Consider the following 20573-nt stretch of genomic DNA (forward strand, 5'->3'; position numbering starts at 1 on the left):
GATGCTAACCGCGGGCGCCCGGCGCGGTCAGCTCCGGTCGCCCGACCGGCTCTCGGCGGCGAGCGCGACGATCAGCAGGGCCGCGCCGGCCCATCCGGCCGGCCCCAGGCGCTCGCCCAGGATCAGCACGGCCAGCGCGGTGCCGACCAGTGGTTCCAGCAGCGCCATGAGGGCCGCCGTCCCGGCCGCCGTGGTGCGCAGTCCCCGGAAGTACGCGGCGTAGCCGATCGCCGTCGGCCCGAGACCGAGCAGCAGGAGCAGACCGACGGCGGCCGGGGTGGCCGTGAAGGCGAGACCGCCCGCGAGCGCGAGCGGCGCGAGCGCCACCGCGCCCAGGGTGAAGCCGAGACCGGTGGCGGCGAGCTCGTCGAGGCCCTCGACCGGGCGGGCGGCGACGACCGTCAGGGTCGCGAACCCGGCCGCGGCCAGCAGCGCGAAGCCGCCCCCGGTGATCAGCTCACCGGTGCCGGGGCCGCCGGACGGCACCCCGACCAGCAGTGCCAGCCCGGCCAGGGCGACCGCGGCCGTGGCCAGGGCCCGGGCCCCGAGCCGGCGGCGGCCGGTGACCGCCTCGGCCGCCAGCACGAGCACCGGCGAGGCGCCGATGGTGAGCAGCGTGGCCAGGCCGACGCCGGTGTGCGCGACCGCGGCGAAGTAGGTGGCCTGGAACTCGGCGGCGAGCAGGCCGACCACGGCGACGCGGGTCCAGGCGGCACGGCCGCGGGGGAACGCCCGCCGGGTGACCAGGAGGTAGGCGACCAGCAGCAGACCTCCGACACCGAGCCGGGCCGCGGCGACCCCGAGCGAGGACAGGCCGGCCTCGCGGGCGAGCAGCGTGCCGGTGAGACCGCCGGTGCCCCACAGGCAGCCGGCGACGACGAGCCAGAGAAGTCCGTGGGTGGTACGGGTTCGTTCGATGACAGACAAGGGTTATCGCTCCTGCGACTGGAGGGGAAGGGTCGCGGAAGCGGGACATGCCGGAGGTGCGCGCCGACGCGCGGCGGGCCCCGGTCAGGGCCGGACGCGGATCGACCGGTCAGCCGTCCCGCTCAGGAGCGGGGCGGCGAGAGGGCGGGCCTCGGGCGCATGCGCTCATGGTAGCGGTGTGCTCGCCGGGCGTACGAGACGGGCGGTCGCGGGAATCGCCCGGCCACGGTCAGGGTTGGAGGAGGACGTGAAGAAGATCGGTTTCTTGTCGTTCGGGCACTGGCGCAACGCCGCCGGGTCGCAGACCCGCACCGCGGGTGACGCGCTGCTGCAGACCATCGAGCTGGCGCAGGCCGCCGAGGAGCTCGGCGTCGACGGCGCGTTCGTCCGGGTGCACCACTTCGAGCGGCAGCTGGCGTCGCCGTTCCCGCTGCTCGCCGCGATCGGGGCGCGCACGTCGCGCATCGAGATCGGCACCGGCGTGATCGACATGCGCTACGAGAACCCGTTCTACATGGCCGAGGAGGCCGGCGCGGCCGATCTGATCAGCGGGGGGCGGCTGCAGCTGGGCGTGAGCCGGGGATCGCCCGAGTCGGTGCTGCGCGGGGCCGAGGTGTTCGGCTACGTGCCGCCCGAGGGGGCCACCGCGGCCGACCTGGCCCGCTCGAAGGCCGAGATCTTCCTCGAGGCGATCTCCGGCGCGGCGGTGGCGCAGACCGACCCGGCTCGCACCGGCGTCAGCGGTGGGCTGGCCATCCAGCCGCAGGCGCCCGGGCTGCGGGAGCGCATCTGGTGGGGAGCCGGCACGCGGGCGACCGCGCAGTGGGCCGCCGGCGTCGGCCTGAACCTGCAGAGCTCGACCCTGCTGTCCGAGGACACGGGCGTGCCGTTCGACGACTTGCAGGCCGAGCAGATCGCGCTCTACCGCTCGGCGTGGGCCGAGGCCGGCCACAGCCGCGAGCCCCGGGTCTCGATCTCCCGCAGCGTGCTGCCTATCACCGAGGAGATCGACCGCATCTACTTCGGCGGGCAGGAGAACGAGGACCAGGTCGGCCTGCTCGAGGGGGTCCGGTCGCGCTTCGGCCGCACGTACGCCGGGGAGCCGGACAAGATCGCCGAGGAGCTCGCCGCCGACGCCGCCGTGCGCGCGGCCGACACGATCCTGTTCACCGTGCCGAATCAGCTCGGCGTCGCCTACAACGCCCGGATTCTCGAGACGATCACCAAGTTCATCGCGCCCGCCATCGGCTGGACGCCCTGACAACCCGACAGCTCCGGACAAGGGATTGCGCGTAGTCTGACCGCGATGACGGAATTCCGCGACCCCGACCTGTCCGCGATGGAACCGGCCGCGGTCGACCTCCGTCTGCCCCCGCCCGACCACTACCCCGTCCCGTTCCCCGTGGTGGCGCTGGTCGCCTCGGCCGGCGGGGTCGACGCGCTGCTGCAGGTGATGACGGCGCTACCGGCCGACCTGCCCGCGGCCGTGCTGGTCGCCCTGCACCAGGACCCGGCTCGGACCAGTCAGCTCGCCGAGATCCTGCGCCGGGGCACCCAGCTGCGGGTGGAGATGGCCGACGACCACACGTTGATGGAGCCGGGCCTGGCGCTGGTCATCCCGCCGGCCCGGCACCTGCTGGTCACCTCGGAGGCGCGGATCGGCCTGATCCCCACCGGGGCGCTGCCGCCGGCCCGGCCCTCGGCCGACCTGATGCTGGCCACGCTCGCGGTGACCTGCGGCAAACGGGCGCTGGCGGTCATTCTCACCGGCATGGGTCACGACGGCCAGGCCGGCGTGCGGGCGATCGCCCACTGCGGCGGCACCGTGATCGCCCAGGACCAGGCCACCTCCACCTACCCGTCGATGCCCGCCGCCGCCGTCACCACCGGGCGCGTCCACCACGTCCTCGCGCTCGAGGCCATCGCCGACGCGATCGGCAAGCACGTCGGCTGACGCCATCGTGGCGCACCGCGATCACCCGATCACGTGACACCATGCGGGCATGACCATGCCGGCGCCAGGCGCGTCCTCTGCCCCGGTCACCGGCCCGCGCTCGTCGGCGCCACAGCCGGGCCCGGCATCGCCGGCCCGGCTGGTGCGGGCGCCGGGCGGTGGGTCGTTCGCTCTCCCTGCCCGGCGCGCGGTCGTGATCGGCACGGCGCCCGACGCGGACCTGCGGCTCACCGACTCGTACGCGAACCGCCGGCACGCCCGGGTCAGCCCGTCGGACGGCGCCTTCTGGGTGGAGGACCTGGGCACCACCAACGGGACCACCCGCAACGGGCACCGGGTGGACGGGCGCGAACGGCTGCGCCCGGGTGACGTGATCGGCGTCGGGCGCACCCGGCTGGAGTTCACCCGGACCGACGCCCCGGTGCCGGTGGACGCGGCCCAACCGCCGGGCCGGGGCGGGGCTGCCCGGGCGCTGAGCGCGGCCGGCGCGGGCCTGGCGTGCGCTGGGCTGGGCTGGTGGCTCGTGTCGGCGTACGCTGCCGCCTTGGTGGGTTCGGCCGCGCTGGTCTCCGGTGTCCTCCTGATCGCCGGGGGATGGATCCGGGCCGGCCGGCGGCTGCCCTCGAGCGGGTGAGACGGGACGGTGACGTCATGGAGGTACGTCCGGCGCGAAACGCCACGGACGCCCGGCGCGTGCGGCAACTGGTCGACGACGCCTTCACGCACTACATCCCCCGGATCGGCGCGCCGCCCAGGCCGATGACCGCCGACTACGACGCCCTGGTCGCCGCCGGGCGGTGCTGGGTCGCGGCCGACGGGGACGACGTCCTCGGCATGCTGCACCTCGAGCCGGCCGGGGACCACCTCGAGGTGGAGACCATCGCGGTGGCGCCCGCCGCCCAGGGCCGCGGCGTCGGCGGGCGGCTGCTCGCCTTCGCCGAGGACCGGGCCCGCGAGCTCGGGCTGCCCGAGGTGCGCCTGTGCACCAACGAGGCGATGACCGAGAACCTCGCCTACTACCCGCGGCGCGGGTTCCGCGAGGTCGGCCGGTCGACCGAGCACGGTTTCCGGCGCGTCTTCTTCGTCAAGCCGCTCTGAGGAGGCGTCAAGCCGCCCTGAGGAGGAACGGCTGGTCAACCGGTACGGCCCCGGGGCGGCAGCCGGGGCCCGCCGCGCGGGCGGTTAGATGGATGCGGAGCCGGAACCTTGGAGGTTTGAGCATGCCGACGCCGTTCACCGTGGCGCGGGCCGGAAACGGTCTGCTGGCCCACTTCCCCGACATCGTGAAGCTGCCCGACGGCCGCCTGCTGGCGGGCTACCGCGAGGGCACCGCGCACGTCCGGTCGGACGGGCGGATCAGCCTGGTCGAGAGCGCCGACGGGGGCCGGACCTGGTCGGAGCCGCGCGTGGTGGTCGACGGGCAGTGGGACGACCGCGACCCCAAGCTGGGGGTGCTGGCCGACGGGACCGTACTGCTCAGCTACTTCGTCATCAACTGGAGCACGAACCCGCCGCTGCACTCGACCTACGGCACGTTCGTGCACCGCAGCACCGACGGCGGCCGCACCTGGAGCGAGCCCATCGAGGTCGGCACCCACATGATCCACGAGAACGGCCGCTACCACCCGGCCGTGCCGACCTGGGCCGCCTCGCACGGCAGCGCGACCCAGCTGCCGAACGGCGACGTGCTGCTGCCCCTGTACGGGCGGCTGCCCGGCCGCAAGTGGATGCAGGCGACGGTCGTCCGCAGCACCGACGGCGGGCTGACCTGGCCGGCCGACAGCGAGGTGCTGCTGGCCGAGGACGAGGCAGGCGGCATCCACTACCAGGAGCCGACCCTGACCCTGCTGGACGACGGCGAGCTGGTCGCGCTGATCCGTACGACCGACAACCGGGCGTACCTGTGCCGCTCGTCCGACGGCGGCCACACCTGGACCGAGAAGCAGCCGACCGACATGCCCGCCTCGTCGCACCACGCGCTGCCGCTGAGCACAGGCGAGGTGCTGGTCACCTACGGCGACCTGTCCGAGCGGTGGGTGAAACACCGCGAGACGGTCGGCCGCCTGGTCCGCGACCCCCGCAAGACCTGGGACGGCTACGGCGACGTGCAGCTCTACGACTCGGGCCACGGCGACCAGGCCAACCCGTCGAGCGTCGAGGTCGAGCCCGGCCGGTTCCTGACCCTGGGCTTCGACGTCAACGAGGCCACGGTCATCGGCTTCTTCACCACCCCGGCCGACTACCCGGCCTGAGCTGTCCTGAGGTCCGCCGAGCCGTGGCCCAGCCGCGGCTCGGCGTGCTCCAGTACGGTCGACATCGTGTGATCCGTCAGATACGCCTAGGGGCTGCCGTCAGTCACCAGCGCCCAGGGCCCTGGTTTCGTTCGCGAGTTTCGGCGCCGGTGTTCGCGACTTCCGGCACCACGTTCGCTGGCGCCGAGTGCCGAGACGCTCACGAGAATCGGCACCACTTGTGGATCTCTATCGGCGGTGAAGCCGGCAATAGCTCCGGAGCCCGTTCACTCTCCGTGCAGACGATCATGGTGCGACTGACCGTGAGTGCGCGGATCTGCCGAGGTGAATTCGCTGAGTATTCTGTCGGAATCGATTGCGGCAGTCACTTCGGTCGGTCGGTATTGCCTCGGGGTGTCTCGTCGACTCTTGGGAGATCATGCCACCGGCGCGGATTCCGCGCATGCTCGGCGAGATCGAGACTCAATGCCTTCGCCATTGCCGTGGCCGCGTGCCCTTTGTGGCGCTGCTGTTGTCGGTCGAACTACTCAACGCGCTTTGAAGCGGTTTCGCCTCCAAGCTGCCACATTTCATAGTTCCCGCATTCTGCTGTGATGTCGGACGTCGCCTGCGCCGCGGTGAGGAAGTCGGCGACCAGCGGCGAGGTGCGCGATTCCGCCACCGCGAGGCACACCTGGTCGGGTGCCAGATCTGTGACGGGCACATAGCTGACTTCCGGGTGTGAGTAGAACACGGTCGCCGAACGGGCCAGGAACGAGATACCCCGGCCGGCTGCGACATGTTCGAGCGTCTCGTCCACCCCGCGCACCAGGTATCCGGCGTTAGGGTGCGGGCGCTTGGTGGGCTGCGTACTCGTGTCGGCATGCCAGAGCAGCGGCTCGCCGGCCAGGTCGGCCTCGGTGATCTGCTCCTTGCCGGCCAATCGGTGGCCGGCGGGCAGCACTGCCACCCGCGGCTCGGTGTAGAGCGGGGTGATGCGCAGGCCGGTCTCGTCGATGGGCGGCCGCACATAGCAAACGTCGATGCGGCCGTCGAGCAGCATCGTGGCCTGGTCGTCGGATTCGATCCGTTGCAGGTCGACGATCACGTCCGGGTGCCGGATGGCGAACTCCCGTACCGCCGCGGTGGCCGTGATGCCCGCGCGGAAGCCGACCATCAGCCGTTGGCTGCCGCTCGCGGCCTCGGTCACCCGGCGGCGGACCGCGTGCGCGGAGGCCAGCAGCGGGCCGGCGTCGGTCAGCAACTGCCTGCCGGCGTCGGTCAGCGCCACGCCGTGGCTGTCCCTTGTCAGCAACGGGGTGCCGAGATCGTGTTCCAGAGCGCGGATCTGCCGGCTGAGCACCGGCTGTGCGATGTGCAGCTCATCGGCGGCGCGGCTGAAGTGCAGCTTTTCGGCGACGGCGACGAAGTAGCGTACCTTGCGCAGATCCAAATCCAGATCCATGGAGCCTCCCGGTGGCGATGCCTCCAGGGTATCGCAATCGCTGAAATAGGTCTTGGACACCCGCTCAGGCCAATGACATCCTCAATTGGTACCCGACAGGCCGGAGCGAATTCGGTACCAGATTCAGACATCGGGGCTTGATAACAGGTCCCAGAAGTTGACCTAGCACGTCCTGAATTGGGCCAGGCCCGTCATGTCGTTCGATGGCATCGACGACACAACCGTTAACAATAACGGAGTGGGCGTGGCGTTCTTTCCAGATATTCCCTCCAGAAAGCAGGCGCTCCATGAGCAGCATCAGCATTATCGGCCTCGGGGGTATGGGCCGCGCCATTGCCGCCCGCGCGGTCGAGGGCGGCCACGCCGTCGAGGTCATCGGTCGCGACGCGGCCAAGGCCAAGGACCTGGCCGCCGCGCTCGGCGGCGGCGCCACGGCCGGGACATTCGGCACCGCCCCCGCCGGCGACATCGTCATCCTCGCCGTGCCGCACGCCGGCGCCGTGCCGGTCGTCGCCCAGTACGGAAACGCGCTGGCCGACAAGGTCATCATCGACATCACCAACCCCATGAAAGCCGACGCCAGCGGGCTGACCACCACGGACGGCACATCCGCCGCGCAGCAGATCGCCAAGGCCGCCCCGGCGAGCGCGCACGTCGTGAAGGCGTTCAACACCGTCTTCGGCCACGTCCTGGCCCCGGGTCGTTCCCTGGACGTGCTCTTGGCCGGCGACGACGCGCGGGCCAAGGCGAGCGTGTCGGCGTTCATCGAGAGCCTCGGGTTGCGCCCCCTGGATGCCGGAGGCCTGGAGATGGCGCACTGGCTGGAAGGTACCGGCCTGCTGATGGTCAGCCTGGCCCGCCACGGCGTGGGGGACTTCAACTTCGCCCTCGGCGTCAGCAATCTCGGCTGAGCACAGCCGCACTACCACTTCTCGCGCCACCTCACCCATAAGGAACAGAAGCATGCGCGTTTTCGTCACTGGCGGGACCGGCCATTCCGGGTCGTACATCGTCGCCGAGCTCATCGCCGCAGGGCACGAGGTCACCGGCCTGGCTCGGTCGGACACGGCCGCGGCGGCATTGTCCGCGCTCGGCGCGAAGGTGCGCCGCGGCGACCTCCAGGACCTCGACGGGCTCAAGGAGGCGGCTGCGGGCTCCGACGGCGTCATCCACGTCGCGCACCGGCAGGACCTGCTTTTCTCCGGCGGGGTCCACGCCGTCGCCGCCGCGGAGGTCCCGATCATGCTCGCCTACGGCGAAGCACTGGGGGGAACCGGGAAGCCGCTGGTCGCGGCCGGGAGCATCGGCTCGCCCGGGCAGGGATTCCTGGGCCGGACAGCCACCGAGGAGGACCCGGCCCTGCCCAGCGACGATGAGCACAAGGGCACCCTGCGGGCTCGTAACGTCGTGGAAACCACCGTGATCGGACTCGCCGAGCAGGGCGTGCGGTCGTCGGTCGTGCGGATCGCCAACATCGCACACGACACGACGGATCGTGCCGGCTTCCTCCCGGCGCTGATCGCGCTCGCGAAGGAGAAGGGCTTCATCGGCTACCCCGCGGACGGCGCGAACCTGTGGAACGCCGTGCATGCCCGCGATGTCGCGTCCTTGTTCCGCCTGGCGCTGGAAAAGGGCCCGGCCGGCAGATACTGGCACGCGGTCGACGACGGGGGCATCCCGTTCCGCGAGATCGCCGAGGCCATCGGCAGCCGCCTTGGCGTGCCCGCCGTGAGCATTCCCGTGGACGAACTGGTGCTGCCGGGATACTTCGGGTTCCTCGCGAACATCGTCACGCAGAGCTACCCGGCGTCCAACCTCATCACCCGCCGGACCCTCGGCTGGGAACCCGCTCAGCCCCGCCTGCTCGCCGATCTGGACAACGGCCACTACTTCCCCACCAGCTGACGGCAGGGACCCGAATGGAGGCGCAGAAAATGACAACTATGGGTTTCATCGGCAGCGGCGCCATCGGCAGCACCATCGCGCGGCTCGCCGTCGAGGCCGGACACCAGGTCGTGCTCAGCAACTCACGCGGTCCCGGAACGCTCGCGGACACGGTCGCGGAACTGGGGCCGCGGGCGTCCGCCGCGACCAGCGAGGAAGCCGCGGCAGCCGGTGACATCGTCGTGGTAACGGTGCCGGTCAAGGCCTTCCCCCACCTGCCCGCGGCGCCACTGGCCGGGAAGACGGTCATTGACACGTGCAACTACGGCCCCGAGCGTGACGGGCCCATCCTCGAGCTCGACAACAATTCGCTCACCTCGAGCGAGCTGCTGGTGCGGTACCTCTCAGACGCCATGATCGTGAAAGCGTTCAACAACATCTTCTTCAAGCACCTGCTGTCACTCCCCCGCCAGGCGGAGGCAGGCGACCGCTCGTTCCTGCCGATCGCCGGGGACTCCGCGCCGGCGAAGGCGGCGGTGACCGTATTCATCGAATCCATCGGGTACAGCGTGCTGGACGCGGGACCGCCGGCCGACAGCTGGCGGCAAGCGACCGACACCCCGGTATGGGGGACCCCGTACGGGCCGTACTCGAACGAGAAAGGCCAACCGGCTGGCGAGGACGCCATCCGCACGGCACTGGCCGCCGCAACGCGGTAAACCGCGAGTGGTCCCGGGCCGCGGTGATCGGGAAAGCCCAACCACCCGAGTAAAGATCGTGGTGGTGTCGCCGGATTGTTCCTCGGCCGTTCTGCGCTGCTGGAATCGATTTTCAGCCAGCCCCGACTGATCCGCACATTCCCCTGACGCCTCAGTTTAGGGAACTGCAGCGAACATCCTAATCTGCCGCCGAGCGTGCGCGCCGTCCACTGAGATCGGCTACAGCGTGTCACGCCATCGAGCACGCTCGTGCCGAAAGTAGGGCGTCAGCTGATGGCGAGCAGCACCGCCTGGCCGCTGGCCGAGGCGCGACCGTAGAACGACCGAAGCTGCACGAAGTAGGGCGCAAGGTAGCTGCCGAAGTCGACGTCGGTCTGCGTCCAGATCGCAGAATAGATGTCGGCGGCCGCAAGAGCCTCCGGAACGAACCGCTTGCGCAGATTGTCAACATCGATCGCGTCGAGGGCTGCGGCTACCACCCGCACCGTGTCCGAGGTGAGCAGCCGAGCTGGTCCGTACCCGTTGTCCTCACCGATTTCGTCGCCGCCGAGCATAGCTGCGCCGGCGCCTTCGCTCACGTCCCACGCGGTCCCGGTGAGGAGGTAGTGCATGGCGTGCCACGACTTGTCCAGGTTCAGGTCCAGTTCCGGGTCGGGCATTCCGTCTTCCTCGTCGGGGTCGCCGTACAGCAGCGTTTCCACCGTCGCCGGATCGTCACGCCCAGAGGAGCACACCTGGCCACGCCACTCATCGCTTAACACTCCTGTTGGTGTTACGCAGACAGCGGTAATCCCCGACGCCGCTTCTGCTCGTCGATGCCGCCAATCAGTTCATCTCGCACGGCTGCCGCATCAGCTTCGACTCGATCCCGAAAAGCACCAGCCTGCTCGTATAGATCTCGAACATAATCCCGGTCATCAGTCGGATCGGATTCAATAACTTGCCTTAGCTTGCCGAGCGCCTCCATCGCATCATCGGGGCGGCTCAGCATGACGGCTGTCGCCGCCTGCCTGAAAAGCTCATTAACGTCTCCGCGCCCATTGGGATGGGTGTCATTTCTTCGTCGGCAGTGTTCAAGATAGCCTTCCAAGCTGCCATTCTCCACAAGAAAGGGGTACGCCGTGTCATTAATCGCTTCAGCCAAATCGTTCATGTATTTCTCGGCATGCTCACCGCCAAGTTTGAGGTCGTTATACGAAAAGGTCCGGCGCATGTTGCAGTCGGTCGCGATCAGCCAACTCGCTTGAAAGGAGTCGAGCGGCATGAAGAGAGGCTCAAGAATGGCGAACACGGTAAACTGTTGGGCTGTGACGCCTCTGACTATCATGCCTAGCGGGCGAAGCATCAGCTGCCTGCTGCCTACGATCAGCCATTCTCCCATAAGCCGCGGTATCGCATACCTGTCGGCGGCCGCCTTCCACACGCTCCGTCGATCCGCCGAAGGGCTCACGACGTCACCCCTATCCGCTACTCGGCGCCCTCTCGACGACCACGGTACGGGCGAGCCAAGTTGACGCGGGGCACTTTCACCACGACCAGCTTTGGAAGTAGGCGTCTGTTCCGTGCGCCAACGAATCATCGACCATAGGCCGATGTTGCCACCCGACAACCCGCTTCTGTCGTCGACAGCGCGCGCCGGGCTACCGGACTCGAACCGGCTCATACCTCGCGGTCGTCAGCATAGGAGCACTGGCACGGAATTTCCCACCCGCCTTTGCCCGGCGCGCCGCACCAGGTTAGCTGCTGGCCAGCGCCGATGCACGGGAGCCTTCTGGGCGCGCGCTCTCATGCCGCGACCCGCGCTGGGCCTGTCTGTTTCATATCCTGACTCGGTGGCCGGTGACTATGCAGATCGACTGGACCCAAGCCAATACGACAACGATCTCATCGTCGCGTTGTACCGGAAGGACCCGGCCGACAGCTTCGATGTGCCGGAACGGGTCTTCCGACGATTGGTGCAGGTAGCGAAGGGTTACGAGCTGCACCTTCTGCCGATGCTCGGTGACACAGAGCCCGTCTCATTGAGCGCACCCATGATCCAAACGCGGCTGCATGAGCTGCGCTTCGTCGGTGATCGGCTCAACGATCCCGTCACTGACCTCTGGATCAGCCGGCTCTTACCGGTCGTCCAGGCCGTGGCATGGGAAGGGCCCAGCGCCAGCTTGACCGTCGAGGGCGAGTAGAGCTCGAGTGCTCCGGCTCTGGATTAACCTTGGAGACCGCAACGTACTCTTCCGCGATTCGCGTCGTGGCTGGTTCGGACGACGGTGTAGTCGTGCGGGTCTGCTGATGGAAATGTGTCTGATCGGAGCGGCAGGCATACGGGGCTACCGGCAGCGCACAATTGTGATCTGCCTGAGCGAGTGCCGAGTGTGCCGGGTCGGAGGCTCTGGCTCGGGAGGGTGCTCATTGCCGATCATGGAGCGGTGGATGACGATGCGGCCCTCGATTGGGCTTGAACGCCCCCTCCGCGGCCCCGGGGACTTGCTACGCCACGATGCGGGCCTCGTCCGCCGTGCACCTGGTCACCGCCGTTGGTTCTCGGGTTTCTCGCCCGTGACCATGGGCATCACAGACGCATGGCGGCTTGTGAAGTATGCGGAAACGACTATCGGCTCAGCTTCGAGGTGCACGCGGCGGGCGCCGTGCACGTGTTCGACTCCTTCGAATGCGCCATCCACCGCCTCGCACCGATCTGTGAGACCTGCGGCTGCAAGGTCGTTGGGCACGGCGTCGAAGCTGACGGGGTGTTCTACTGCAGCGCACACTGTGCACGGCGAGGCGAGCAGGCCAGCGCAGCTGAGCTGGTCGACCACGCCGGGCAAGCGCCCGGCGACTGATCGGCCAAATGGGATAGACGTTCATGACAGTGACTTCACGGAGGCCTCCTGTCATCCCGCCGGGCCAGGAAGGGGGAGGATGAGGATGGGGATGAGCCGGACCTCGACGATGCCGATGTGTTCGTCGAGGTGACGACTGCTCGCTTCATTCATGCGCTGGGCCTGCCGGCGGTCGACGACCTCCCGCAATAAACGGCGTGGGTCTGTCAGCGGAGCAGGACGCGCTTGCGCAGCAGATCGAAGCCGGCCCGGTGACCGCGACCATCAGGTCATACCACCGGCCCGACGCCCTGGAATGGACGGATCCCGTCGTGCGATGGTCATGCCCGGCATCGTCGGGTGGACCTCACGGACGAGCAGTGGGGAATATCGCCTCAGGCGTCCGGGAAGACCTGGTCGGCCATGGTGAGCAGGGTGGCGGCGAGCAGCCGGTGCACCTGGGGCCGGGTGAGGACGCCGCGCCGCAGCCACTCGCTGGCGGTGGAGACGGCCAGGCCGACGTAGGAGCGGGCCATCGCGTGCAGCGCCGGGCCCGGCGTGGGGTGGCCGACGGCTTGCAGGACGGCGTCGGCGGCCGCGTCGATGGCGTCGGCGATCACCTGGTCGACGTCGCGGTCGCCGGCCATGCCGCCCGCCGTGATCGCGGCCAGCCAGGAGCGGCTGTGCCGGGAGACGACGTCGAGGAACCAGCCGACGATCGCGTCGACCCGGGTCGGCAGGTCGCCCTCGGGCAGCGCGGCGATCGCCACCCGGGGGACGGTGAGCATGACCCGGATGACGTCCAGATACAGGTCTTTCTTGGTGCCGAAGTAGTGGTTGACCAGGCCCCGGGCCACCCCGGCAGCGCGGGCGACGTCGGTGGTGGACACGTCGGCGTAGCCCCGTTCGCCGAAGAGCCGCACGGCCACCGACAGGATCTGCTCCCGCCGCGCGTCCGGTTCCAGCCGGCGGCGCGGTCCCGCCTGGACACTCACGACGACGACCATACGGCACCGGCTTTTTGACACCCTGCCAACAAGCCGGGAGGGTGGGACCATGCCGACCCCAGGACTGGACGGGTACACCCCGGCGTGGCTCAAGCCCGAGCACGACGACCTGGCCGGGCTGGCCCGTGCCTTCTTCACCGAGCAGGTGCTGCCGCACGCGGCCCGCCACGAACGGCAGGGCCACCCCGATCGCGAGCACTACCGGCAGGCCGGCGCGCTGGGGCTGCTCGGGCTGAGCGTCCCCGAGCAGTACGGCGGGGGCGGCGGCGACTTCACGCACGAGGCGGTGGTGCTGCACGAGCAGACCATGACCGGCGAGGGCAGCCTCGGCCTGGCCGTGCACAGCGGCATCGTCACGGGCTACCTGGTGGCGTACGGGACCGAGGAGCAGAAGCAGCGCTGGCTGCCCGGTCTCTGCTCGGGCGAGCTGGTCGGCGCGATCGGCATGACCGAGCCGGGCGGCGGCTCGGACCTGCAGGAGATGCGGACCCGCGCCGTCCGTGACGGCGACGACTATCTGGTCAGCGGGTCCAAGACCTTCATCACCAACGGGGGCCTGGCCGACCTGCTGATCCTGGCCGTGAAAACCGACCCGGAGCAGCGGGCCGCGGGCATCAGCCTGCTCGTGTGCGAGCTGGGCGAGCCGGGCGAGCCGGGCGAGCTGGGCGAGCCGGGCGAGCTGGGCAAGCAGGGCGAGCTGGGCAAGCTGGGCGAGCAGGGCAAGCCGGGCAAGCAGGGCGGCGCCCCGGCGGGCTTCCGGCGGGGGCGGCTGCTCGACAAGATCGGCCTGCACGCCAACGACACCGCCGAGTTGTTCTTCGACGACCTGCGGGTGCCGCTGGCCAACCGGCTGGGGGCCGAGGGCTCGGGGTTCCTGGCGATGATGCGGCAGCTCCCCCAGGAACGGCTGGTCATCGGCGTGGCCGCGGTGGCCGCGATGCAGCGGGCGGTCGAGCTGACCACGGCGTACGCCAAGGAGCGGACCGCCTTCGGCAAGCCCCTGACCGGCCACCAGAACACCCGGATGGTGCTGGCCGAGTGCGCGACCCGCACGAGGGTGTCGCGCGTGTTCCTCGACGACTGCGTCGTGCGGCACGCCCGCGGGGAGCTCGACGTGTCGACCGCGGCCATGGCCAAGGCCTGGCTCACCGAGGGACAGTGCGAGGTGGTCGACCGCTGCCTGCAGATCTTCGGAGGGTACGGCTACACGACGGAGTATCCGATCGCCCGCATGTACGCCGACGCCCGCGTCCAGAAGATTTACGGCGGCACGAACGAGATCATGAAGGAGCTGATCGCCCGTGCCCTCTGAGGCCTATGTGTACGACGCGTTGCGCACGCCGCGAGGCCGGGGCAAGCCGACCGGCGCGCTGCACGGGGTGAAGCCGATCTCGCTGGTCACCGGCCTGCTCGACGCGTTGCGGGCCCGCCTGCCCGGCCTCGACCCGGGCCGCGTCGACGATCTGGTGCTCGGCATCGTGACGCCGGTGGGCGAGCAGGGCGGGGACCTCGCCCGCGCCGCCGCCCTGCTGGCCGGGCTGCCCGACACGGTCGCCGGCGTGCAGCTCAACCGGTTCTGCGGCTCGGGGCTCGAGGCGGTCAACCAGGCCGCGGCCCGCATCCGCGGTGGCTGGGAGCACCTGATCGTGGCCGGCGGCGTCGAGTCGATGTCGCGCAACCCGATGGGCTCCGACGGCGGCGCCTGGTTCCTCGACCCCGAGACGGCGCTGGCCACCGACTTCGTGCCGCAGGGCATCAGCGCCGACCTCATCGCCACGCTCGAGGGCCTCACCCGCGAGGACGTCGACGCGTACGCCGTGCGGTCGCAGGAGCGGGCGGCCAAGGCGCAGGCCGGCGGCCACTTCGCGCGCTCGATCGTGCCGGTGCGCGACGCCAACGGTCTGGACATCCTGACGGCCGACGAGCATCCCCGGCCGGGCACCACCGTCGAGGCGCTCGGCAAGCTCCGGCCGTCGTTCGCGGGCACCGACTTCGACACGGTGGCGCTGCGCAAGTTCGGCCGGCTGGAACGCCTGGAGCACGTCCACCACGCGGGCAACTCGTCCGGCATCGTGGACGGCGCCGGGCTCGTCCTGATCGGCAGCGAGGCGGCCGGGCGCGACCTGGGCCTCACGCCGCGGGCCCGCATCGCCGGGGCCGCCGTCACCGGCGCCGACCCGACGCTGATGCTGACCGGGCCGGCCCCGGCCACCCGCAAGGCCCTCGCCGTGGCCGGCCTGACCACCGGCGACATCGACCTGTTCGAGATCAACGAGGCGTTCGCCGCGGTGGTCCTCCGCTACGTCCGCGAGCTCGACCTCGACCCGGAGCGGGTCAACGTCAACGGCGGCGCGATCGCGCTCGGGCACCCGCTCGGCGCGACCGGCGCGATGCTGCTCGGCACCGCGCTGGACGAACTGGAGCGACGCGACCAGCGGCGGGCCGTGGTGACCCTGTGCATCGGCGGCGGCATGGGCGTCGCGACCGTTCTCGAGAGGCTCTGATGATCGGCTACGAGCGCGGCGGCGACGGCGTCGTCACCCTCACCCTGGACGACCCGGCGCATAGCGCCAACACGATGAACGCCACCTACGTGCCGGCCATGACCGCGGCGCTGGACCGGCTCGAGGCCGAGCGCGACCGGGTCACCGGGGTCATCGTGACCAGCGCCAAGACCACGTTCTTCGCGGGCGGCGACCTGCCCTCGATGGCCCGGGCCACCAAGGAGGACGCCCCGACGCTGTTCGAGCTGCTGACCACGATCAAGCGGGACCTCCGGCGCCTGGAGACCTACGGCCGCCCGGTGGTCGCCGCGATCAACGGCGCCGCGCTCGGCGGCGGCCTGGAGGTGGCGCTCGCCTGCCATCACCGCATCGCGCTCGACGCGCCGGGCACCCGGCTGGGCTTCCCCGAGGTCACGCTGGGGCTGCTGCCGGGCGCGGGCGGCGTCACCCGCACGGTCCGCCTGCTCGGCCTGGCCCCCGCGCTCACCACCTGGCTGCTCAGCGGGCGGCGCCTGCGCCCGGCCGACGCGCGCGACAACGGCCTGGTCGACGAGGTCGTGGCCACGCCGCGGGAGATGCTGGCGCGGGCGCGGGCCTGGATCGCCGCGAACCCGGACGCGGCCCAGCCCTGGGACCGCGACGGCTACCGGATGCCCGGCGGCACGCCGTCCTCGCCCGGGCTCGCCGCCCAGCTGCCCGCCTTCCCGGCCGCCCTGCGCCGGCAGCTCAAGGGCGCTTCCCTGCCCGCGCCCGAGAAGATCCTGGCCACCGCGGTCGAGGGCGCGCAGGTCGACTTCGCCACGGCCCAGGTCATCGAGACGCGTCACCTGATCACCCTGCTCACCGGGCCGATCGCCAAGAACCTGATCGGGGCGCTCTTCTTCGACCTGCGCGCGGTCGACGGCGGGCTGGCCCGGCCCGCGGTCGAGGCGCCCCCGGCTCACCGGGTGGCGGTGCTGGGAGCCGGGATGATGGGCGCGGGGATCGCGCTCGCGTGCGCCCGGGCCGGTCTCGACGTGGTCGTCAAGGACGTGTCGCCCGAGCTGGCGGCCCGGGCGGCCCGGCATGAGCGGATCACGACCACCGCCGACGTGGCCGACCTGGCCGGCTGCGACGTCGTCATCGAGGCCGTCTTCGAGGATCCGGCGCTCAAACGGGAGGTCTTCGCCTCGGTCGAGCCGGTGCTCGCGCCCGGGGCCCTGCTCGCCTCCAACACCTCGACCCTGCCGATCACCGGCCTGGCCGCCGGGGTCGCCCGGCCGGCCTCGTTCGTCGGCCTGCACTTCTTCTCGCCGGTCGCCAAGATGCCGCTGGTCGAGATCGTCGTCGGCGAGCAGACCGGCGACGAGGCCGTCGCCCGGGCCTTCGACCTGGCCCGGCGGCTGGGCAAGACGCCCATCGTGGTCGGCGACGGCCGGGGGTTCTTCACCAGCCGGGTGATCGGCACGTTCCTCGACGAGGCGATCGGCATGCTGACCGAGGGGGTGCCGGCCGCGGCGATCGAGCACGCCGCCCTGCGGGCCGGTTACCCGACCGGTCCGCTGGCCCTGGCCGACGAGGTCAGCCTGTCGCTGATGCAGCGCATCCGCCGGCAGAGCGCGGCCGCCGCGGGCGACGCGTTCGTGATCCGGCCGTCCCATGCCCTCGTGGACGCCATGGTCGACGACCACGACCGGCCGGGCCGCGCGGCCGGGCGGGGCTTCCACACGTACGAGGAAGGAAAGCGCACCGGACTCTGGCCCGGACTGGCCGAGCTGGCCACCGCCGGCGGCCGGGCCGTGCCGTTCGAGGACCTGCGCGACCGGTTCCTGTTCGCCGAGGCTCTCGACGCGCGGGCCTGCCTGGCCGAGGGGGTGCTGCGCACCGAGCCGGACGGCAACGTCGGCTCGATCCTGGGCATCGGCTACCCGGCGTGGACCGGCGGCGTGCTGCGCTTCGCCGACCAGCATCCCGACTTCCGGGGGCGGGCCCGGGCGCTGGCCGCGCGCTACGGCAGCCGGTTCGAGCCGGCATGACCACCCTGTCCGGCGTACGGGTGGTGGAGCTCGCCGGTCTCGCGCCGGGACCGTTCGGGTGCATGGTCCTGGCCGACCTCGGCGCCGACGTGGTGCGCGTCGACCGGCCCGGCGGACCGCTGATGCCGCCCGGGCCGGTCGACCGCGGCCGCCGTACGGTCGAGCTCGACCTCAAGACGGCGGCCGGGCGGGCCGGCCTGCTCCGCCTGATCGAGCGGGCCGACGTGCTGGTCGAGGGGCACCGGCCCGGCGTGGCCGAACGGCTCGGCTTCGGCCCGGCGGACTGCGAGAAGATCAACCCGCGGCTGGTCTACGCCCGGATGACCGGGTGGGGGCAGGACGGGCCGCTGGCCGCGCGGGCCGGGCACGACATCGACTACCTTGCCGTCGCCGGCGCGCTCGAACCCCTGGGCCGGGCCGGAGAGCGCCCGCATGCCCCGATCAACCTGCTCGCCGACTTCGCCGGCGGCGGCCTGCTGCTCGCGGTGGGCGTGCTCGCCGCGTTGCTGGAACGTTCCCGCTCCGGGCGCGGGCAGGTCGTCGACGCGGCCATGGTCGACGGGTCGGCGCTGCTCACGACGTTCCTGCACGGCCTGATCGGCGCCGGCGTCTGGACGGGCGGGCGCGGCGACAACCTGCTCGACGGCGGCGCGCCCTTCTACGACACGTACGAGACGGCCGACGGCGGGCACATGGCGGTCGGGGCGCTCGAGCCGCCCTTCTACCGGGCCCTGCTCGACGGTCTCGGGCTGACCGGCGAGGACCTTCCCGAGCAGGACGACCGGTCGGGCTGGCCGGTGCTGCGGGCCCGGTTCACGGCCCGTTTCGCCTCGCGGTCGCGGGCCGACTGGACGCGGGTGTTCGAAGACCTCGACGCCTGCGTGGCCCCGGTCCTCTCCCCCACCGAGGCGCCCGCCCACCCGCACAACCGGGCCCGGCGCACGTTCCTCGACGTCGACGGTCTCACCCAGCCCGCGCCGGCCCCGCGCTTCGGGCGTACACCGGCCCGGGAACCGCGACCACCCACCGCGGTGACCGTCGCGGAGGTCCTGGCCGGATGGCCGGCGGCGGGGGCTGTGCCAGGATGATCGCGTGCCCTACGGATACATCGCCTCGATGAGGACCCGGCCCGGTCACCGCGACGAGGTCGCCGCCATCCTCACCGGTGGCGCCGACGGGCTGCGGGCCGCCGGTTGTCACCTCTACCTGGTCGGCCTGGCCGCGGACGACGAGGAAACCCTGTGGGTGACCGAGCTGTGGGAGTCCAAGGAGCACCACGACGCGTCCCTGCGGCTGCCCGAGACGCGGGAAGCGATCGCCCGGGCCAGGCCCATGCTGACCGGTGAGTTCACCAGCCGGGAGACGACGATCGCCGGGGGTCTCGGCGCCCCTTGACCGTGGCCCGGCTCGACTACGCTGGCCCGGTGGAGATCGAGCAGGAGCGGCTGCTGATGCTGGCCAAGCACCTTCGCGAGGCCGCCGAGGCGGCCGGTCGCACCGACGTCGTGGCCAAGGTCGACGACCTCGTCCTGATGATCGCCGACGCCGAGCCGCCGGCCGCCCAGGGCAAGACCAACGTCGTGCTGCGCATCCTCGACGGGCTCGGGTTGTAGAAACTTCCTAGTGATCCTTGGTCACATGCTTTATGTCACAGCCTGGGCGCCGCCTTGCTGGCATGCCAGAACATCGCGGCGCGTTACTACTTCACCCTCGGCCGCGAAGGTGTCTTCCCACGTGTCCTCGGCCGCACCGACTCGAAGACGAAAGCGCTCAAGTTCGGGTCATGGCTGCAATCGGCCGTCGCGTTCGTCTGGATCGGCCTGTATGCCGCGAACGGCTGGGATCCGTTCACTCACATGTTCTTCTGGCTGACCGGGCAGGGCGCAGACCGGTCCACCGCCGCCGTCAATTAGCTCGGCCAGGAAGACGGAAGAGAGCAAGACAAGCTGTCCATCCGCATGGGAGGAGTCTACGGCCTGCAACGATTGATGATCGACTCCTCGACCGACGCGTACGCGGTTGTCCAGGTGTTGTCCGCCTTCGTGCGCACCCACGCCCCACGCCCCGCCTCCAAGCCGAAGTCGGTGCCCTCGTCGCCCGCCGACGTCCGAGCCGCCTTCAATGTTCTCAGCCACCGCCCCTATCCGGAGATGCACCGCACAGACCTCTCCAACACCCTGCTCGGCCTCGACCGAGAGGATCTGGCCAACGCGGAGCTTGCCTACGCATACCTCGCCGACGTGAACCTGAGCGACGTGAACCTAAGAAAGGCGATCCTAAACGGGGCGTAGAATAAGTGACGCGGACCTGAGCTAAGCGGACCTGAACTTCGCGTCGCTCAAAGACTCGAACCTGACGGGGGCTCGCCTGGATAATGCCAAACTGGATCACGTAACTCTGGCAGGTGCAAATCTGACGGCGGCGAGTCTAAGGAAGGCGAACCTGACCGACGCGAACCTGGAAGACGCGGACCTGACCGAAGTAGTAGGCGTTACGTCACAACAGCTGGCTCAAGCACGGGTGAACAAGGGAATTCGGCTGCCGGCGGGTGTGGTGCTGCCATCACCGCCTCAACCTCGATGACTTCGCAGCCTTCAGCAGCTCAGCGCTGGTCTCTGGACCGTCGCTTCCACGCAGACCATCGTTCGCCCGTGGGAACGTCGCCTCGGCCGGTGACGATTAGGTCGCTCGGCGCGGCGTTCTGATGTGCCGCCTGTTCGCGTGGGCGGCGCCGCGTGGACTGGGTCAGGAGCAAGAGAATTTCGAGGGTCGCGCCGCCGGCCGCGCCGATGAGGGCTCCGCCGGTAAGTAGGGCGACGTCACGTTGTCGGGTGAGGTCGCCGTTGGTGATTAGCGCTCGCGGACTTCGGGCGGGCTCGCCAATGTCCAGATGGTCGGTCAACACCCATTTGAGCTGCGACTGACGTGATCTCAGCAAGGTTCGTTGAGGTACCGGTATTCGAAATGGGTGAGGTGTAGCGCTGCGGCGACGACGTCGCCGATTCTGCGGGGGCTGATCGTGCTGTGGCGCAAGGTTTTCCAGCGGCT

Annotated in this window: 24 protein-coding genes; 19 read left to right on the forward strand and 5 right to left on the reverse strand. The window is 70.5% G+C overall.

Annotation, left to right across the window (positions count from 1 at the left end; translation table 11 throughout):
• Nucleotides 1-27: 27 nt before the first annotated feature.
• The gene (locus tag HJC40_RS24475) at nt 28-927 is read right to left on the reverse strand and encodes a DMT family transporter (protein WP_250003823.1); all 900 of its coding nucleotides are present in this window, start codon (nt 925-927) and stop codon (nt 28-30) included.
• 247 nt (nt 928-1174) lie between these two features.
• On the opposite strand from HJC40_RS24475, the gene HJC40_RS24480 reads away from it, so the two are divergent.
• The 5 genes from HJC40_RS24480 (at nt 1175) to HJC40_RS24500 (ending at nt 5133) form a co-directional block, all read left to right on the forward strand.
• Nucleotides 1175-2188 (forward strand): LLM class flavin-dependent oxidoreductase, encoded by a 1014-nt coding sequence (locus tag HJC40_RS24480; protein WP_250003825.1) that lies wholly within the window; start codon nt 1175-1177, stop codon nt 2186-2188.
• A gap of 45 nt (nt 2189-2233) precedes the next feature.
• Complete coding sequence (locus HJC40_RS24485; RefSeq protein ID WP_250003827.1) at nt 2234-2881, forward strand: chemotaxis protein CheB; 648 nt, start codon at nt 2234-2236, stop codon at nt 2879-2881.
• Nucleotides 2882-2930: 49 nt separating this feature from the next.
• Entirely contained in the window at nt 2931-3515 is a 585-nt protein-coding gene (locus tag HJC40_RS24490) for an FHA domain-containing protein (RefSeq protein WP_250003829.1), read from the forward strand.
• Nucleotides 3516-3532: 17 nt separating this feature from the next.
• Complete coding sequence (locus tag HJC40_RS24495) at nt 3533-3979, forward strand: GNAT family N-acetyltransferase (protein WP_250003831.1); 447 nt, start codon at nt 3533-3535, stop codon at nt 3977-3979.
• Between the two features lie 122 nt (nt 3980-4101).
• Nucleotides 4102-5133, forward strand: a complete 1032-nt coding sequence (locus HJC40_RS24500; protein WP_250003834.1) for a sialidase family protein — start codon at nt 4102-4104, stop codon at nt 5131-5133.
• 523 nt (nt 5134-5656) lie between these two features.
• On the opposite strand, the gene HJC40_RS24505 is transcribed toward HJC40_RS24500, so the two are convergent.
• Complete coding sequence (locus HJC40_RS24505) at nt 5657-6637, reverse strand: LysR family transcriptional regulator (RefSeq protein ID WP_250003836.1); 981 nt, start codon at nt 6635-6637, stop codon at nt 5657-5659.
• 227 nt (nt 6638-6864) lie between these two features.
• On the opposite strand from HJC40_RS24505, the gene HJC40_RS24510 reads away from it, so the two are divergent.
• The 3 genes from HJC40_RS24510 to HJC40_RS24520 are packed head-to-tail and all read left to right on the forward strand — an operon-like array spanning nt 6865 to nt 9180.
• Nucleotides 6865-7488 carry an NADPH-dependent F420 reductase gene (locus tag HJC40_RS24510; RefSeq protein WP_250003838.1) on the forward strand — a complete coding sequence of 208 codons (624 nt, stop codon included), beginning with the start codon at nt 6865-6867 and terminating at the stop codon, nt 7486-7488.
• 52 nt (nt 7489-7540) lie between these two features.
• On the forward strand, nt 7541-8482 hold the full coding sequence (locus HJC40_RS24515) for an SDR family oxidoreductase (RefSeq protein WP_250003840.1): 942 nt from the start codon (nt 7541-7543) through the stop codon (nt 8480-8482).
• Between the two features lie 38 nt (nt 8483-8520).
• Nucleotides 8521-9180 (forward strand): NAD(P)-binding domain-containing protein, encoded by a 660-nt coding sequence (locus HJC40_RS24520; protein WP_308200939.1) that lies wholly within the window; start codon nt 8521-8523, stop codon nt 9178-9180.
• A 266-nt stretch (nt 9181-9446) separates the two neighbouring features.
• Here HJC40_RS24520 and HJC40_RS24525 read toward each other — a convergent pair whose 3' ends face one another.
• On the reverse strand, nt 9447-9881 hold the full coding sequence (locus HJC40_RS24525; protein ID WP_250003842.1) for a YfbM family protein: 435 nt from the start codon (nt 9879-9881) through the stop codon (nt 9447-9449).
• Between the two features lie 71 nt (nt 9882-9952).
• The gene (locus HJC40_RS24530; protein ID WP_250003843.1) at nt 9953-10471 is read right to left on the reverse strand and encodes a hypothetical protein; all 519 of its coding nucleotides are present in this window, start codon (nt 10469-10471) and stop codon (nt 9953-9955) included.
• 541 nt (nt 10472-11012) lie between these two features.
• Here HJC40_RS24530 and HJC40_RS24535 point away from each other — a divergent pair.
• On the forward strand, nt 11013-11363 hold the full coding sequence (locus tag HJC40_RS24535; protein WP_250003845.1) for a hypothetical protein: 351 nt from the start codon (nt 11013-11015) through the stop codon (nt 11361-11363).
• Between the two features lie 396 nt (nt 11364-11759).
• The gene (locus HJC40_RS24540) at nt 11760-12020 is read left to right on the forward strand and encodes a Prokaryotic metallothionein (RefSeq protein ID WP_250003847.1); all 261 of its coding nucleotides are present in this window, start codon (nt 11760-11762) and stop codon (nt 12018-12020) included.
• 374 nt (nt 12021-12394) lie between these two features.
• On the opposite strand, the gene HJC40_RS24545 is transcribed toward HJC40_RS24540, so the two are convergent.
• The gene (locus tag HJC40_RS24545; RefSeq protein ID WP_250003849.1) at nt 12395-12994 is read right to left on the reverse strand and encodes a TetR/AcrR family transcriptional regulator; all 600 of its coding nucleotides are present in this window, start codon (nt 12992-12994) and stop codon (nt 12395-12397) included.
• Between the two features lie 61 nt (nt 12995-13055).
• Between HJC40_RS24545 and HJC40_RS24550 the strand changes: the two genes are divergently transcribed.
• From HJC40_RS24550 to HJC40_RS46655, 9 genes are read left to right on the forward strand one after another with little or no spacing between them, the layout of a single operon-like run.
• Nucleotides 13056-14318 (forward strand): acyl-CoA dehydrogenase family protein, encoded by a 1263-nt coding sequence (locus tag HJC40_RS24550; protein WP_250003851.1) that lies wholly within the window; start codon nt 13056-13058, stop codon nt 14316-14318.
• Nucleotides 14308-15510: an acetyl-CoA C-acetyltransferase gene (locus HJC40_RS24555; protein ID WP_250003853.1), complete on the forward strand. Its 1203-nt coding sequence runs from the start codon at nt 14308-14310 to the stop codon at nt 15508-15510. The genes HJC40_RS24550 and HJC40_RS24555 overlap by 11 nt, the downstream gene beginning before the upstream one ends.
• Nucleotides 15510-17525 carry a 3-hydroxyacyl-CoA dehydrogenase NAD-binding domain-containing protein gene (locus tag HJC40_RS24560; protein WP_250003855.1) on the forward strand — a complete coding sequence of 672 codons (2016 nt, stop codon included), beginning with the start codon at nt 15510-15512 and terminating at the stop codon, nt 17523-17525. Before HJC40_RS24555 ends, HJC40_RS24560 begins: the two co-directional genes overlap by 1 nt.
• The gene (locus HJC40_RS24565) at nt 17522-18613 is read left to right on the forward strand and encodes a CaiB/BaiF CoA-transferase family protein (protein ID WP_250003857.1); all 1092 of its coding nucleotides are present in this window, start codon (nt 17522-17524) and stop codon (nt 18611-18613) included. Before HJC40_RS24560 ends, HJC40_RS24565 begins: the two co-directional genes overlap by 4 nt.
• A 4-nt stretch (nt 18614-18617) precedes the next feature.
• Complete coding sequence (locus HJC40_RS24570; RefSeq protein ID WP_250003859.1) at nt 18618-18920, forward strand: putative quinol monooxygenase; 303 nt, start codon at nt 18618-18620, stop codon at nt 18918-18920.
• 29 nt (nt 18921-18949) lie between these two features.
• Nucleotides 18950-19138 carry a hypothetical protein gene (locus HJC40_RS24575; RefSeq protein WP_250003861.1) on the forward strand — a complete coding sequence of 63 codons (189 nt, stop codon included), beginning with the start codon at nt 18950-18952 and terminating at the stop codon, nt 19136-19138.
• 54 nt (nt 19139-19192) lie between these two features.
• A complete protein-coding gene (locus HJC40_RS24580) occupies nt 19193-19438 on the forward strand; it encodes a hypothetical protein (protein ID WP_250003863.1) in 246 nt (81 codons plus the stop codon).
• A 45-nt stretch (nt 19439-19483) separates the two neighbouring features.
• The gene (locus tag HJC40_RS24585; protein WP_250003865.1) at nt 19484-19816 is read left to right on the forward strand and encodes a pentapeptide repeat-containing protein; all 333 of its coding nucleotides are present in this window, start codon (nt 19484-19486) and stop codon (nt 19814-19816) included.
• A 31-nt stretch (nt 19817-19847) separates the two neighbouring features.
• Nucleotides 19848-20108: a pentapeptide repeat-containing protein gene (locus HJC40_RS46655; RefSeq protein WP_374272616.1), complete on the forward strand. Its 261-nt coding sequence runs from the start codon at nt 19848-19850 to the stop codon at nt 20106-20108.
• Nucleotides 20109-20573 lie beyond the last annotated feature (465 nt).

Origin of the sequence: Actinoplanes sp. M2I2 (assembly GCF_023544445.1) — a bacterium.
GTDB lineage: Bacteria > Actinomycetota > Actinomycetes > Mycobacteriales > Micromonosporaceae > Actinoplanes.

What these genes read in the sequence shown, in the direction of transcription:
- HJC40_RS24485 (WP_250003827.1), top strand. Translation starts at nt 2,234, where the DNA reads ATGACGGAATTCCGCGACCCCGACCTGTCCGCGATGGAACCGGCCGCG.
- HJC40_RS24490 (WP_250003829.1), top strand. Translation starts at nt 2,931, where the DNA reads ATGACCATGCCGGCGCCAGGCGCGTCCTCTGCCCCGGTCACCGGCCCG.
- HJC40_RS24495 (WP_250003831.1), top strand. Translation starts at nt 3,533, where the DNA reads ATGGAGGTACGTCCGGCGCGAAACGCCACGGACGCCCGGCGCGTGCGG.
- HJC40_RS24500 (WP_250003834.1), top strand. Translation starts at nt 4,102, where the DNA reads ATGCCGACGCCGTTCACCGTGGCGCGGGCCGGAAACGGTCTGCTGGCC.
- HJC40_RS24510 (WP_250003838.1), top strand. Translation starts at nt 6,865, where the DNA reads ATGAGCAGCATCAGCATTATCGGCCTCGGGGGTATGGGCCGCGCCATT.
- HJC40_RS24515 (WP_250003840.1), top strand. Translation starts at nt 7,541, where the DNA reads ATGCGCGTTTTCGTCACTGGCGGGACCGGCCATTCCGGGTCGTACATC.
- HJC40_RS24520 (WP_308200939.1), top strand. Translation starts at nt 8,521, where the DNA reads ATGGGTTTCATCGGCAGCGGCGCCATCGGCAGCACCATCGCGCGGCTC.
- HJC40_RS24540 (WP_250003847.1), top strand. Translation starts at nt 11,760, where the DNA reads ATGGCGGCTTGTGAAGTATGCGGAAACGACTATCGGCTCAGCTTCGAG.
- HJC40_RS24550 (WP_250003851.1), top strand. Translation starts at nt 13,056, where the DNA reads ATGCCGACCCCAGGACTGGACGGGTACACCCCGGCGTGGCTCAAGCCC.
- HJC40_RS24560 (WP_250003855.1), top strand. Translation starts at nt 15,510, where the DNA reads ATGATCGGCTACGAGCGCGGCGGCGACGGCGTCGTCACCCTCACCCTG.
- HJC40_RS24565 (WP_250003857.1), top strand. Translation starts at nt 17,522, where the DNA reads ATGACCACCCTGTCCGGCGTACGGGTGGTGGAGCTCGCCGGTCTCGCG.
- HJC40_RS24585 (WP_250003865.1), top strand. Translation starts at nt 19,484, where the DNA reads ATGGGAGGAGTCTACGGCCTGCAACGATTGATGATCGACTCCTCGACC.